The organism is Halovivax cerinus (assembly GCF_024498195.1).
GTDB lineage: Archaea > Halobacteriota > Halobacteria > Halobacteriales > Natrialbaceae > Halovivax > Halovivax cerinus.
Map to the genome: position 1 here is coordinate 196,546 of NZ_CP101824.1, position 13,784 is coordinate 210,329.

The window sequence follows — 13,784 nt, forward strand, 5'->3', positions numbered from 1 at the left end:
GTGGCGGTTCGTGACCCACCAGCATCGCTGGATATCTGCGACCGTCGATCGCGACGGGGCGCCACTCGTCCAATCCAATATAAATAAATATGGATCGGATGTAGCAGTAATACATCGTAGATGGAAAATATTACGTACAGCGCCTCTGGGGCGCCAATTTTAGAGAATATGTACATTTCCAAAAGTTATAATTAGTGTTGAACTAGAACGTCGTCGTGATGATACACGGGGGAACGGTCCGGAGCAATTTGTACGTCCGAGAATCGATAGGCCACCTGCTCGCGAGGACACCGGGGTGGTGGCCGTGGTGAACCTGACGCGTCGACGACTGCTACAGGCGACGGGTGCCGTCGGGGCGGCGAGTCTCGTCTCGACGAACGTGACCGCGATGGAGATGGAGGGGCCAACCTACGGCGAACACTCCTCGCCGGATTTGGACAAATACGTCCACGAACTCCCCGTCCCGGAGGTCCGCGACCCAGACGGGAAACGGTTCGGCGTCGACTACCACGAGGTAACCGTCGAAGAGTCCACCCATCGTTTCCATCCGGACCTGCCGGAGACGACTATCTGGGGGTTCGACGGCCAGTTCCCCGGCCCGGTCATCGCGGCGAAGCGGTGGGAGCCCATCGCCGTCGAGTTCGACAACGGCGATATGCCCGACGAGCACCTGTTCGACGTGGACACGCGGATCGACGGCACGACGACGGAGAACTACCACGATTACGCCGGCCCCGTTCCCGAAGTTCGGACGGTGACGCACTTCCACGGCCTCAAGGTCGACCCGGCGAACGATGGGCAGGCCGACATGTGGACCTCGCCGGGAGGCGTCGAAGGGCCACGATTCTCGAACGACGTCCAGTGGCTGGCGAACCGACAGAATCGGCTGACGTCGACGTATCACGACCACGCACGCGGGATCTCTCGGCTCAACAACTACGCCGGGCTCGTCGGACACTATCGAATCGAGAGCTGGCGCGAGAAGTGGCTGGACCTTCCAGACGACGAGTACGACGTCCCCCTGGTCCTCGCGGACCGGTCGTTCACCGAGGATGGAGAACTGTTCTACCCTGGCATGTTCATGGCGAACGTCGCCGGCGACACGGCGACGGTCAACGGCGCCGCCTGGCCACGCATGACGGTCGAACCGCGCCGGTACCGGTTCCACGTCGTCAACGCCTCAAACGGCCGGACGTACGACCTCGGTCTCGTCGCCGGCGACCCGGACGACGGACACGACGAGGATGGGGGCGCCCACACCGCCGACGACGGACACGACGTGCCCTCGCTGTACCAGATTTCAGCCGGCCACGGCTTCCTGGAGGAGGTCGTCGAGATCGGTCACGACGGTGACATGGAGTCGCTCGTCCTGTCGCCGTTCGAACGCGCCGAGATCGTCGTCGACTTCTCCGAGTACGCCGGCGAGACGTTCACCGTGACCAACGACGCCGCGTTCCCGTACGGAGGTGGCCACGGCGGCGGTGACCACGGCGGGCACAGCACGGACACGGAAAGTGACGATGGTCACGACGACGGCGGCATGGACATGCCGATGGACCCCGACCACCCGGAGATAACCGAGATCATGCAGTTCCACGTCACGGAGACGGCGTCCGGCCGCGATCGGAGCGCACCGGTTTCCGAGCTGTCGCTCCCGTCGCGCTCCGGTACGGATCCCAGCGAGGCCGAGACGACGCGGAAGGTCACCATGCAGATGGGGATGGACGACGAGGAACTGATGATCCACACCCTGAACGGGAAACGGTGGGGCGACCCGATCGAGTACAAACCGACGCTCGGCTCGACGGAGATCTGGGAGCTAGAGAACACCGACGATCACACGCACCCGATCCACCTCCACCTCGTCGAGTTCGACGTCATCGACCGGGAGCGCCACGACAGCGACGAGGGACCACACCCACCGAAACCGAACGAACGCGGCGGTCTCGACATCGTCAGGGTCGATCCCGGCGAAACCGTCCGCATCGCGGTCACGTTCGACGGCTACGCCGGAAAATTCCCGTTCCACTGTCACATCCTCGAACACGAAGAACACGACATGATGCGGATGTTCGAGGTCGTCGAAGCCGAGGACTGCGAGCCGTGGGAGGGGTGGTTCAGAGACGACTGCGATCCGTGGAACGGCTCGCAGGGGACAGGTACCACCGACCACCGAGGCAGCTGGCCCGGCAGAGGCAAGGGCCCTGGTCGCAACGGGAGTCGGGGCCGGGGTACCGGCCCAGGTCGAAACGGAGGTCGAGGGCGAGGGAGCGGCTCTGGACGCGGGCGCGGACGGTAACTCGCACCGATACAGCCGTACCGAGGAATCGATCGATCCGCCGCCGGCGACCCAACGATTTATTCACGCGTTTGCGTAACAGACACCATGAGCAGTTCGGGCGGCGGGTACGATCTCGTGGAGCTGTTCGTCCTCAAATTCGTCCTCGCCGACGTCATCATCATCGCGACGCTGCTCCTCGTCGGGCCGCTGGCCGCCGCCGGGATCACCGCGTTGCTCGTCCTGAGTACGCTGCTTCTGTGGTACGTCACGAAGGACGGAGACGAGGACCCGTCGTCGACAGTCGACGAGCGACGGGACCGGCCGACGTCGGAGACGGACGACCCCGTGACGACGTTACAACGACGCTACGCGAAGGGAGAACTCACGGAGCGCGAGTTCGAACGACGGCTCGATCAGCTCATCGCGGCCGACGAGCGCGCCACGAAGGCCGACGTCGAGACGGACCGGCTCTCGCTCGACCGGGACCGATAGCGGGGCGAACCACGGCAGGGAACGCAACGGTCGGGCAGCCGAGCGGGCTGGACCGCAAGTCAGTCGGGGAAGGGAACTGACCACGGACGACAAACCAGTCGAGCTGGGAACCGGACCACGGACGACAGAGACGGCCACCGAGTCCCACCCAGACGACGCGAAGGCGTCGAGACAGCAACATATTTTGGCCGGGACGTCGTACCAGGGACCGATGCACGAGACACCCGCCTCCGCCCCGGTGGGCGCGACGGCCGAGCCGCCGGACGTCGGGTGGCTGGCCGCGGTCGGCCTCTACGTCGGGGTCGTCCTCTCCGCGGCGAGTGTCGCCGTCGCCGCCGCGGCCGGCGTGAGCGCGGCGACGATCGTCGGAACCCTCTCGACGCTGTTCACGTTCGGGCTCGTCGCCGGCGCGCTTGGCGCGAAGGGTACACCCGGCCTCGCGGAGCGGATCGGACACGGACTGCCCTGGCTGGCTGTACCGTTTCTCGCGCCGGTCGGGTTCGCCGCCGCGACCGTCGTCGTCCTGGAGACGGGCGTCCCCGACGTCGCAGCGATCGGCACCGGGCTCGGCACGCTCCTCGCCGGCAGCGTCGGCGGCGCACTCGTCGGAATGGCCCGGACGCGCTACGCCAGAGCGATGGTCTCGGGCGACGCGCTCGCGACGATCGACTGGGTGCGCACGAACCAGGCGACGGTCACCGCGGGCTGGGGCGTGGGCCTGCTCGTCCTGGCCGGCGTGCCAGTGCTGTTCCAGGACGGGCCGATACGCACCCGGTTCAGTCCCCACCTCCTTCTCATGGGAACGATGTTCATCCTGATGGCCTGGTCGTCACACGCCAGGCTGACACCGAACGGCGACAAATCGACCGAGGAGGGCCGCCTACGACGATTCCTCCCTGATCGGGCGCGTCGATCCGTGTTCGGCCAGGAACTGCGATACGACCAGGAGATCGACCCCTGGGTCACGCTGAACGAGATCGAGTTCCACCCCGAGGGTCTCGTCCTCTCGAAGCCGATGCAACGACGGTTCGTCCCGTGGACGGCGATCACGGGGGTGACGCTGACCGACGACGAACTCCGACTCGAACGCGATGGGTGGCTCGACGTTCGCTGCCACCGCGACGTCATCGACGATCCGACGGCGGTCGTCGAGACGATCGAACGCCTCAGATCGAGTCGGAACCTGGCAGACCGACGCCGGGGAATGGAGACGGTCGCCTGACGACGGGTGAGACCGCGACCGACACGCCAGACACACAGAACGGACGAGACACCTGGAACCGGGTGACGACACGCCGGCTCCTGCGCTCGAGGTAGAGCGTGTGAACGTATCGGAGTGCTCACTTCGACGCCGTCGGTGCTCCTCGCCGATCTGTGTGAGAGAGTGAGGTCTAGAGAGCGAGTGGCAGGCGAATTTTGCCGTCTCTCGCGGTGTGGTACTGGAAAGGACTTCTCACCGGCCACCACGCGGCCCTGATCGAAGTCACTCCTTCGCGACGTCCGGGCGGAGGACCGCGTACGCAACGGCGGAATCGTCCACCGCGTCGAGTCGAAGGACGCCCGACTCCGCCGCGTCTGTGGGGATCGAGAGACACCGCGTCTCCCGGTAGTGGCCGTCCCGTTCCGCAGCACCGAGCTGTGCGGTCTCGTCGCCGCGACAGGTGGCCCCATCCCGACGCGCGTACGTCTCGTTCCCCGCGACGACGCTCATCGTGAGCCCGAGCGTCTCGATCGCCCCGTCGTCGGGATCGGCCACTTCGACGTCGACGAGTACGTACGTCTCGCCGGCGGGCGGTCGGTCGTTCGACGCAGGATGTGCACCGACGTGCTCGTCGGCCGCGTCGTCGCCGAGTAGCACCGAGTGTACGACGAGTTCGCGGTCGCCGAACGAGCCGCGTTCACCGTGACCGAGCGGTCGTTCACGGCTCGGTTCCCGGGGATCCTGGTCCCCGGGTTCGGTTTTGCGCAGTCCACCACCGGTGTCGTCGGCCGATTCGCCGTCGACCGAGCCACCGTCCGACGACTCCGACGGGCCGTCGCCTCCGCTCAGACACCCGCTCGTCACGCCGACCGCGCTCGCACCGACGACCGTGAGCACGCGTCGTCGATTCAGTTGCAACCCCATACTCCACTCAGTCACCCCACGAACAAAGTATTTTTCCTCGATCGACAATATATTGTGAAGGTGATGTGTGGGTGTATCTAACGACGGGCGGCGATCCTGTCGCCACCCACGGTGACGAACAGACCCTGCATGCGACTGGAAACCGGGCCGCACCCGTCGGTGCGACCGTGTGAGGAGAACCGCTAGGACCCGAAGCTTTCGTCCTCGAGCGGGTCGAAGAGTGTCTCGAGGTGACACTCGATCGAGTCCAGGGCCGCGATCGAACTCACCCGACGACGTACTCGATCGTACTCGATCAAGTCGAGCGACGCGAGGCGGGGAAGGTGATCGTGGACGAGCGAGAGTTCGATCTCCCGTCGAGCGTTCTCGTCGACCGGGTCGGCACGGAGTTCGGCGAGATCGTCCGCGAGAGTCCGGACGGAGACCGGTGCCTCCACGGACCGAAGAATCGCCAGCAATCTCCGGCGACGGGCGTTCCCGGCGAGTGAGAGCACCGTCTCGAGCGAGACGGGGCCGCCCTCGACGACGTCTCCGTCGAGAGCGTGTGAACCCGAATCGGCCCGCGAACGGGTCCCACGTCGGTCTCCGTCGTCGGCTGCCCTCGCCGGTCTCGGGCCGGCCGGCGAATCACGCATCCGTCGCTGGACGGGCGGTCGATCCCGACCGCTGAACTCCCCGACGCCAGGCGACGAGTCGAACGGGTGCGGCGGATCGGTATCGGTCATCTCCGGCGACGAGGTGATAGAGAGGGAAGAACCTCCTGCAGTACGGTCGAGGCCATTTATATCAGCCCGGGATGCTGGCGGTTCAGCAACTCGGTCGCATCCTCGCCCGGGTGTGGCTCGCGAGTCATCGTTCCCGAACCGTCGAGTGCGGGTTCGTACCGCGCCGGTTTCACGGCCCCGCAGGTCCGAAGCCAGGACGCCTCACCGGTTCGAGAGCCCGGCACCGATCACGATGCCGATCGCCAGACCCATCGACAGCCCCAGCGCGAGTTCGCCCATCACGATCCCGAGCACGACACCGATGCCGGCGCCGAACGCGATCCCGGCCCCGATCAACTGACTGTCGGAACCGCCGCCTGACCGACCCATGTATCGCCCGACGGGAACCCGGAGAATACTACCCCGGTCCCCCACATCGGCCCGATCGGCAGCGGTCCGAATTCACCGATACCCGGGCCCACCCGGCCGATCACGACGTCCCTGGCCACCGATAGTGTCCGCGTGCACGGGAGAATGGCGGCACGGAATCCAATCAGAATCCACGGAATCCAATCAGAACCGCCTGGCGTGGCCGTCGTGTTCGGTCTCGGCGTCCGGGTCGTGTACCCAGTAGAACGTGGGGACGTAGGCGAGCCAGGCGAGGACGTACGCGGCACCGATGACCGCGTTCCCGGTGTCGATCGCCTGTATCGCGCCGTCGACGAGACCGACGACGAGGACGCCGGCGACGAGGACGGGCGCCGGCGGTTCGTCGAGCCAGTCGTAGACGACGCCGATCAGCGAGCCGAGTACGTACGCCAGGGCGTACCGGGCGAGTACCGCACCGGCCGTCACGAGCCAGAAGTAGATCGTCAGGACCGCACCGGCCTCGACGCCGAAGAGGGTCGGTCCGATCCCGAGGAGGTCGACGATGACGCGCAATTGCCCGACGAACGTCTCGCGCATCGACAGCAGGCTCACGACCGCGAGGGCGCCGGTCAACAGGCCGACGACGCGGCCGGCCACGACGCCCGTGCGGGCCGGATCGACCCGATCGATGGAGACGTCACTCATGGTGCGAGGCGGACGCACAACGGAGCGGGCGGTCCGTCGCGACCCGGGCAGCGACCCGCCCGTTCGACGGTCACTGCAGCGTCACGGCGGTGCCGTAGGCGATGACCTCCGAACTTCCGCCGGCGATCTCCGAACTCTCCATGCGGACGTTGACGACCGCGTCGGCGCCCATCGACTCGGCGTCGTCGACCATCCGGGCGAGCGCCTCGTCGCGCGCGTCCGTCAGCAACTCGGAGTAGGCCTTGAGTTCGCCGCCGGTGATGTTTCGGATGCTCTGGGTGATGTCGCGACCCACGTTTCGCGCCTTGACGGTGTTTCCGCGAGCGATCCCGAGCGCCTCGTCGATCTCTTCGTCAGGAATCGTCTCCGTCGTGACTATCTCCATGGGTAGTAGTAGGCGTTTCTACATATTTTACCGTTTTCATCCAGTACTGTGCGATCCCACATCGCCGACGACGAGCCGTGCACACCTCACGAGGGCGGGCGGTGCACTCGTCACGTGGGCGGCGGTGTACCCGTCACGAGGGTGGACGGTGCACCCGTCACGATGGCGGGCACCGTCGCAACCCGCCGTCAGTCCGTGGCAGCCGACTCGACGATATCGACACCAGTCACGTCGAATCGGGCCCCGCCAGCCTCGCTCTCCGAGACGTCGATGGACCAGCCGTGGGCGTCGACGACCTGTCGAACGATCCCCATGCCGAAGCCGGTTCCCTCACTCGACGTCGTGTATCCCGTCTCGAAGATCTGGTCGCGGTCGTCCGCCGGAATCCCCCGGCCGTCGTCGGCGACGTAGAACCCGTCTGGACAGGAACCGACCGTCACGGTCAGGTCGGCGGTGGGTTCGGAGTTGGGCCCATCCGATCCGGCCGCCCGCGGAGCGGCGGACGGTGCGGACGGAGTGCCGTGTTCCACGGCGTTACCCAGCAGATTTTCGAGGAGCTGTCTGAGTCGGCTTCGGTCGGCGCGGACGACCAGGTCCGAGCGACACCGGATCGTCGCGGCCTGCGTGTCGACGGTGTCCCAGCACTGCCGGGCCAGGTGGTCGAGAACGACGAGTTCGAGGTCGCCGATCGCCTCGCCCTGTCGCGAGAGGGTCAGCAAATCGTCGACGAGTGCGTCCATCCGGTTTAAGGCCGAGATCGCGTCCTCGAGCGCCGAGTCGTCCGCTCCCGACTCCCGCGCGAGTTCGACCCGCCCGCGGGCCACCTGTAACGGGTTTCGCAGATCGTGGGAGACGACCGAGGCGAACTCCTCGAGGCGGTCGTTCTGCGCCGCTAGTTCCCGCTCGCGATCGGCGAGTTCTTCGGTTCGCTCGACCGCCTCGAGCGCCGACTCGATCGACCCGGCGAGGATCTCCCCGAGGACGACGTCCTCGACGTCGAAGGCGTGAGACGTCTCCGAAGCGGCGATGAGGACGCCGTGCTCGCCGAGCGGGAAGAAGACCTCGCTCTCGATCGACGTCTCCGGGTTCAACACGTCCGGGTCGGAGCGAACGTCGTCGGAGGCGTACGAGTCGCCGGACTCGAAGACGCGCCAGGCGATGCTCTCGCCCGGTTCGAGCGTCGGCGGCTCGGGGAGGAGTTCTCCACCGATCCCGGTCTGTGCCACTGGCACGAGACCGCCCGCGGACTCGTCGTAGAGGTGGATAGCGTTCGCCTCCATGCCGAGGACGTCGCGCGCGGCCTCGACGCCCGTCTCGACGACCGCCGTCTCCGTCTCCCTGCCCATCAGTTCCTGGCCCGTCTCGTTGAGGGCTCGGAGTTTCCGCTCGCGCTCTCGTCGCGCCGAGATGTCACGTCCGACGCCGATCACGCCGGCGAGGTCGCCGTCGCCGTCGAGGAGTTGATCGCCGGTGAACTCGAACGGGACGCGTTCACCGTCGGCCGTCTCGATGGTGGTCTCGATGACCACGCTGTCGCCCGCGAGCACGTCGTCGAGCGCCGTTTCGATCCGGGAGCGCTCGACGGGCGGGAAGAACTCCTGGACGCTCATCTCGTCGATCGCCGACGGGTCGTACCCCGATACCGCCGGGAGCCGCTCGTTGTACCACGCCAGGCGCCCGCGCTCGTCGACCACGTAGAGCACGTCACGCAGCAGGTCGATGGCGCGATCGACGAAGAGGCGCTCTTCGATCTCGGCCGCCTGCGCATCGCGCGCGTCCACGTCGTGGACCGTACAGACGAGCGTACCGTCCGCGGTCAGCGCGAGGTTGTGATCCTCGACGAACGTCGAGCCGTCGGCCCGGAGTCCGGTCGTGTAGCCGCTCCAGCTCCCAGTCTCGTACACCGTCGGCAGAATCTCCTCGCGGACGTCCGCGACGTCCTCCGGTCGGTAGAGTCGCTCCCACGACTCGCCGACGAGGTCGGCCGGTTCGTAGCCGTAGAGCTCCGCGTACGCCTCGTTGACGTAGAGAAAGCGTTCGTTCTGGTCGAGGTGACTGATCCCCTCCGTCGCCGTTTCGATCGCGGTGAGCTGGCGCTCCCGGTCGCGACGGGCGCGACGGCGGTCGACCGCGTCCCGAAGTCGCTTCGCGAACGCCCCGGGCCGGGCGTCCGTCTCGTGCGTCGAGAAGTAGTCGGTGACGCCGGCCGAGATGGCGTCGCTCGCGATCGCCTCCGACCCGGCGTCCGTAACGAGGACGACGGGTACCTCCGGATCGATCGACCGGACGCGGGAGATGACGTCGATCCCCGTCGCTCCAGACAGCTCGTACCCGGTGACGACGCAATCGACGGCGGTCGAATCGGTCCGCAGCGCGTCGAGTGCGGCATCCGGATCGGATTCGGTCCGTACCTCGAAATCGGACTCGGCGTGCAGCTCCGCCTCGACGTCGGCCGTGATCGCCGCCCCGTCGACGATCCAGATGTCCGCCGGTTCGTCCACCCGCGCCCACGTCGTATCGCCGCCAGCCGCGTCCCTGCCCATACCCGACGCTACGCCCGCCCGCTGTAAGGCCTTGTGATTTGATAGCACTTCTTTCCACAGCCAATAGCGTGCGGAGGGACAGTCGTGGCACTCGCCCGTGAGGAAATCGGGTGGGAACGACGCGTGTCTGGGAAGTCATCGGTCTGGAAAGGTACCGGCGGCGTCCGCCGACTAGCGGTGGCGACGACGTGGCGCACCGACTGTGACTCCGTTGTGCGTACGACCTCACCGGAATACGAGTTCTCGCTTCGTCGCCTGACCGACTGTACTCGCTCGACACCGGCAGACGCTTTCTACAACCCCAGTACCGTCGCGCGATAGCAATACGAATCGGTCCGAGTGTACGCAGGGTCCACTCACTCGGATCGGCGGGCGAGTTCCAGAAAGACGAGTGCAGCCCCGAGGAGGCCGACGTTCTTGAGAAAGGCGAGTTGCTCTTGCTGGGCTTGTTCGGCGTCGTCTATACTCCAGAAGTCGTGGATCACGGGTGTGACGCCGACGAAGAACAGGGCGACCGTGCTCGCCGCAGCGCGGGGCCACCGCCACAGCGTGATGCCGACAGCGCCGGCCAGGAGCAACAGGTGGGCGTAAACGGTCGCGAACCAGGGCGCGGGGACGCCCTTCGCCTCGGCGTACTCGGCCTGTGCATCGGCATTTTGTAGCCCGTTTACCGCCATCACACCGAGAACGCTGCCGTAGAGCAGGCGGCCGAGGCGGACGGCCGCCGACGTCACGAGCCGGTCCGATTCGGCTCGCTCGGGCACAGGATGAGCCGTCGGCTGAAGCCGGTCGGGTATCGACTGCTGTCGAGGACTGGGACCCATGCGGCCGACTACACCCGAGGGCGCCTTAGTAGCAGTTGGCACCGGTGCGCACCGTCTTCGACGCTGACCAGACGGCGAGCCGTCGCGGCGTCCGGCGCCGCGATCACCAGAGCGAATTGACACGGTCGGCCGACTCCAACAGATTCTTCCATCCCACGCCGCTGGTCGCCGGGCACATGCAGGTACTCGGCGTACCGGCACGCGACGCGACGAGACACGACAGTGGCGGACGATCGACGATGACGACGGCCCCCGCTTCGTCGACGGATATCGACCCGGCGACGACGAGAGACGAACTGGCGTTGGCGGGACACGAACCAGTGGTGGCGAGAGACGACCCGTCGACGACGACACGAGCGGGTGAGGGTGCGGCGACGGTCGCACCGGCGAACGGTGGACACAGTTGCAGTACTGCTAATCCATGAGTGCGATCGAGTCGTTCGAACGGGAGACCGATCTGCCCGTGTTCGCACTCGCGGTGACAACACTGCTGGGACTCATCGTCGCTATCGTCGGCTGGCCGAACGCCGCGGCGGCGAAGTTGGCGAGCGCGAACGAACTCATCGTCTCCAATCTCGGCTGGTTCTACCTCTGGGTCGTCTTCCTCTCGTTCCTCTTCGTGGTCTACGTCATGATCGGCCCGTGGGGGAAGATCAAACTCGGCGAGCCCGACGACGAGCCCGAATTTGCCTTCTGGCAGTACATCGTGTTGACGTTCACCGCGGGCCTCTCCTCCGGCGGGCTCGAGTTCTGGGGTCCCGTGGAACCGCTCGTCCACTACGACACGCGGCCGCCGTACTTCAGCGGTGAGGCGGGGACGTGGGCCGGGATGGCCGACGCGCTCCAGTACGCTATCTTCCACTACGGCCTCTCGGCGTGGGCGACGTACCTCGTGTTCGCCGTGGCGATCTCGTACTACGTCTATCGGAAGGGCGCCGACTTCCGGCCGGCTGTCGTCCTCGCGCCGTTCGTCGGCGTCGACAACCTGGACGGCTGGCTGGCGAAGCTGGTCGACGCGCTGATGATCATCGTGATCGTCAGCGGGATCACCGTCTCCTTCGGCCTCGGGATCAGTCAGTTCGCCTCGGGGCTCGGCTTCAAGTGGGGTGTCGCACTGGGTGACGGCGGGAAGATCGGGCTCGCGCTGCTGGTCGGCGTCCTCTTCTTGCTCTCGGTCCTCGCCGGCATCCAGAAGGGCATCCAGCGCTTCGCCGACTTCAACGTCGTCCTGCTCGTCGGGCTGATGGTCGCGACGTTCGCCTTCGGGCCGCTCTCGTCGATGGTCGATCTGGGCACGCAGGCGGTCACCGGCTACGCGACCGACTTCGTCGGCATGAGCCTCTTCTTCGCGCCCGGTGCCGAGGGGGCAGACTGGCTCAGCAGCTGGACGCTGTTCTTCTGGCCCTGGTGGCTCACCTTCGCGCCGATGGTCGGCATCTTCATGGCCCGGATCTCGAAGGGGCGGACGCTCCGCCAGCTCGTCGCCGCGGGTCTCTTCGGCTCCTTCGGGCTAACCGTCCCCTGGTACGTCGGGACGGGTGGCGCCGCACTGCTGCTCCAGACCTCCGGCGCGGCCGACTTGCTCTCCGTGTACGACGCGTCCGGACTGGAGGCCGTCGGCTTCGCCCTCTTCGAGGAACTCCTGCCGTTCGCCGGCCTGTTCTCGGGCGTGTTGTTGCTGCTCGTCGTGAGTTTCCTCATCACCACCATGGACTCCTCGACACTCAGCCTCGCCATGATCGTCGCCGACGGCGAGTCGCCATCCTGGATTTCGCGCGTCGTCTGGGGCGTCCTCATGGTACTGTTGACCATCGCGCTGATGCTCGCCGGCGGCATGAGCGTCATGCAGTCGTTCACCATCCTCGTCGGGCTCCCGACTGGGGTGCTGTGTGCGGTCACGATGGTCGGGATGGTGCTGGAGTTCGAGCGGGAGGTGCCCGTGCTCGGGGCCGCGCTGGGTCGAGACGAGCGGGGTTCGGCGGACGATTCCGCCACATCGACGGGTGCCGTGCGCGTCCAGCAGTCGGGCGGGCAACCCGCTGACTCGGACTAACTGGCCTGCGTTCGCCACCGGGGTAAAAATCGGGTCACGGCGTCACGCGAAACGACCCGGCCGCGGGCTCGAGATCGACTACAGATCGCGTCGGTATCGCACGGTCGGATACGTCTCTCCACCGACGTCCGTCTCGCTCGTCCCGGACCGCTCGAACCCGCGGGACTCGAAGAATCGCGCGCCGACCTCGTTTCCGTCGAGCATCTCGAGCGTGATCGCGTCGACGTCGTCCGGGAGGACGTCGAGTCCGCGCTCTATCAACGCGGTGCCGACGCCCTCGCCCCAGACCTCGGGGTCGACGTAGAGTTCCGTCAGTCCCGCCTCGGTCTCGCCGACGAACGGCTGGGTATTCTCGCCCCAACGGAGGTGAGCGTAACCCAGCACCTCGCCCTCGTCGTCCTCGGCGACGAGAAAGCCCGCCGGATCGTCGAGGAGCTGGTCGAACCGCCGATCCACGTGTTCGTCCGCGGGCTCGCCGGCGACCTGTGCGACGACGTCCGCCGGGAGGACGTCGGCGTAGGCCGCCTCCCACGCTCGGCCGTTTATCTCGATCGCCGCGCGCACGTCCTCGCGACTGCGGAGCTGTCGGATGTTCATGGGTGGTGGGTTGGAGTCGGTGTGGCAAAAAACGGATTGGTGGAACTCGCTCTCTATGTTCTCACGTCCGAACGTCGGTCTCATTCCGGTAGGTGCACCTCGTAGTCGGCTGCAAGCTCCTGAAACACGTCCCAGTCTGGAAAGTGATCGTCGTCGACCTCGCCACGGGTGTCTAGATATCGGCGCAGGGCGTCGATTTCGGCTTCCAGTCCGTACGTACTCGCACACTCGTGGAGCGCGTCCTCGTCGACGTCGACGTGGCTGAGCAGGAGGAGGCAGTACGACCGGTGGCGCGTGTCGTCGTCGATCAACAGGGTGTGACAGCACATCTCCGCCGGCGTGACCGAATCGAGCGTCGCCGAGTAGACGTAGTAGCGGTGGCTGGTCAGCAGGAACTGCAGGTCGAAGGCTGCGAACCGAGCTAGCCCCGTTTCGTGGAACTCGTCGGCGTCGATCTTCCTATCGACCTTCGCGAGAAATGTGTCGGCGTCCTCCCAGAGGATCGTGCCGTTCGGTGCGACGGATGACGTGCTGGAGACGTTTTTCATGCTCGAATTGGAAACCGAAAACGACAACGGCCTCAGCGACGTCCGCGAAAACCAGAACGACACCCTCATCGCTTACCTGAGTGGGTATCGACAATTTCCACACGGATGCAGAGACTGTGAAGGGTGCCGTCGTCGATGATAGCACACTACGAGGACTG

At 66.2% G+C, this 13,784-nt stretch carries 12 protein-coding genes and 1 pseudogene; 4 read left to right on the forward strand and 9 right to left on the reverse strand.

All coding sequences use genetic code 11. The features are described 5' to 3' along the window. Positions 1-304 precede the first annotated feature (304 nt). From NO366_RS01055 to NO366_RS01065, 3 genes are all read left to right on the forward strand, one after another. The gene (locus NO366_RS01055) at positions 305-2,299 is read left to right on the forward strand and encodes a multicopper oxidase family protein (RefSeq protein ID WP_256532469.1); all 1,995 of its coding nucleotides are present in this window, start codon (positions 305-307) and stop codon (positions 2,297-2,299) included. An 87-nt stretch (positions 2,300-2,386) separates the two neighbouring features. Beyond that, the gene (locus NO366_RS01060; protein WP_256532470.1) at positions 2,387-2,773 is read left to right on the forward strand and encodes an SHOCT domain-containing protein; all 387 of its coding nucleotides are present in this window, start codon (positions 2,387-2,389) and stop codon (positions 2,771-2,773) included. A gap of 211 nt (positions 2,774-2,984) precedes the next feature. Continuing rightward, positions 2,985-3,995 carry a hypothetical protein gene (locus NO366_RS01065; RefSeq protein WP_256532471.1) on the forward strand — a complete coding sequence of 337 codons (1,011 nt, stop codon included), beginning with the start codon at positions 2,985-2,987 and terminating at the stop codon, positions 3,993-3,995. Between the two features lie 261 nt (positions 3,996-4,256). Here NO366_RS01065 and NO366_RS01070 read toward each other — a convergent pair whose 3' ends face one another. The 7 genes from NO366_RS01070 to NO366_RS01100 all read right to left on the reverse strand — a co-directional run bounded on the left by NO366_RS01070 (position 4,257) and on the right by NO366_RS01100 (position 10,368). Continuing rightward, the gene (locus NO366_RS01070) at positions 4,257-4,898 is read right to left on the reverse strand and encodes a hypothetical protein (protein ID WP_256532472.1); all 642 of its coding nucleotides are present in this window, start codon (positions 4,896-4,898) and stop codon (positions 4,257-4,259) included. 182 nt (positions 4,899-5,080) lie between these two features. After that, positions 5,081-5,623, reverse strand: a complete 543-nt coding sequence (locus NO366_RS01075; RefSeq protein WP_256532473.1) for a DUF7344 domain-containing protein — start codon at positions 5,621-5,623, stop codon at positions 5,081-5,083. A 201-nt stretch (positions 5,624-5,824) separates the two neighbouring features. Continuing rightward, a complete protein-coding gene (locus NO366_RS01080; RefSeq protein WP_256532474.1) occupies positions 5,825-5,992 on the reverse strand; it encodes a glycine zipper domain-containing protein in 168 nt (55 codons plus the stop codon). 183 nt (positions 5,993-6,175) lie between these two features. Continuing rightward, on the reverse strand, positions 6,176-6,676 hold the full coding sequence (locus NO366_RS01085) for a hypothetical protein (RefSeq protein ID WP_256532475.1): 501 nt from the start codon (positions 6,674-6,676) through the stop codon (positions 6,176-6,178). Positions 6,677-6,746: 70 nt separating this feature from the next. Then, positions 6,747-7,061 carry a YbjQ family protein gene (locus tag NO366_RS01090; protein WP_256532476.1) on the reverse strand — a complete coding sequence of 105 codons (315 nt, stop codon included), beginning with the start codon at positions 7,059-7,061 and terminating at the stop codon, positions 6,747-6,749. Positions 7,062-7,249: 188 nt separating this feature from the next. Beyond that, positions 7,250-9,604: a hybrid sensor histidine kinase/response regulator gene (locus NO366_RS01095; RefSeq protein ID WP_256532477.1), complete on the reverse strand. Its 2,355-nt coding sequence runs from the start codon at positions 9,602-9,604 to the stop codon at positions 7,250-7,252. Between the two features lie 356 nt (positions 9,605-9,960). Continuing rightward, positions 9,961-10,368 carry a DoxX family protein gene (locus NO366_RS01100; RefSeq protein ID WP_256532478.1) on the reverse strand — a complete coding sequence of 136 codons (408 nt, stop codon included), beginning with the start codon at positions 10,366-10,368 and terminating at the stop codon, positions 9,961-9,963. A gap of 481 nt (positions 10,369-10,849) precedes the next feature. Between NO366_RS01100 and NO366_RS01105 the strand changes: the two genes are divergently transcribed. Next, positions 10,850-12,481 (forward strand): BCCT family transporter, encoded by a 1,632-nt coding sequence (locus NO366_RS01105; RefSeq protein WP_256532479.1) that lies wholly within the window; start codon positions 10,850-10,852, stop codon positions 12,479-12,481. Between the two features lie 78 nt (positions 12,482-12,559). Here NO366_RS01105 and NO366_RS01110 read toward each other — a convergent pair whose 3' ends face one another. Together NO366_RS01110 and NO366_RS01115 are read right to left on the reverse strand one after the other, a co-directional pair. After that, positions 12,560-13,078 (reverse strand): GNAT family N-acetyltransferase, encoded by a 519-nt coding sequence (locus NO366_RS01110; protein ID WP_256532480.1) that lies wholly within the window; start codon positions 13,076-13,078, stop codon positions 12,560-12,562. A gap of 80 nt (positions 13,079-13,158) precedes the next feature. Continuing rightward, positions 13,159-13,602: pseudogene (locus NO366_RS01115) on the reverse strand (transcriptional regulator TrmB); the annotation flags it as partial. Positions 13,603-13,784 lie beyond the last annotated feature (182 nt).

Bases quoted from the DNA above. Each gene is read 5' to 3' on its own strand.
- NO366_RS01090 (WP_256532476.1), bottom strand. From the start codon at position 7,061: ATGGAGATAGTCACGACGGAGACGATTCCTGACGAAGAGATCGACGAG.
- NO366_RS01060 (WP_256532470.1), top strand. From the start codon at position 2,387: ATGAGCAGTTCGGGCGGCGGGTACGATCTCGTGGAGCTGTTCGTCCTC.
- NO366_RS01065 (WP_256532471.1), top strand. From the start codon at position 2,985: ATGCACGAGACACCCGCCTCCGCCCCGGTGGGCGCGACGGCCGAGCCG.
- NO366_RS01085 (WP_256532475.1), bottom strand. From the start codon at position 6,676: ATGAGTGACGTCTCCATCGATCGGGTCGATCCGGCCCGCACGGGCGTC.
- NO366_RS01070 (WP_256532472.1), bottom strand. From the start codon at position 4,898: ATGGGGTTGCAACTGAATCGACGACGCGTGCTCACGGTCGTCGGTGCG.
- NO366_RS01110 (WP_256532480.1), bottom strand. From the start codon at position 13,078: ATGAACATCCGACAGCTCCGCAGTCGCGAGGACGTGCGCGCGGCGATC.
- NO366_RS01095 (WP_256532477.1), bottom strand. From the start codon at position 9,604: ATGGGCAGGGACGCGGCTGGCGGCGATACGACGTGGGCGCGGGTGGAC.
- NO366_RS01080 (WP_256532474.1), bottom strand. From the start codon at position 5,992: ATGGGTCGGTCAGGCGGCGGTTCCGACAGTCAGTTGATCGGGGCCGGG.
- NO366_RS01105 (WP_256532479.1), top strand. From the start codon at position 10,850: ATGAGTGCGATCGAGTCGTTCGAACGGGAGACCGATCTGCCCGTGTTC.
- NO366_RS01075 (WP_256532473.1), bottom strand. From the start codon at position 5,623: ATGACCGATACCGATCCGCCGCACCCGTTCGACTCGTCGCCTGGCGTC.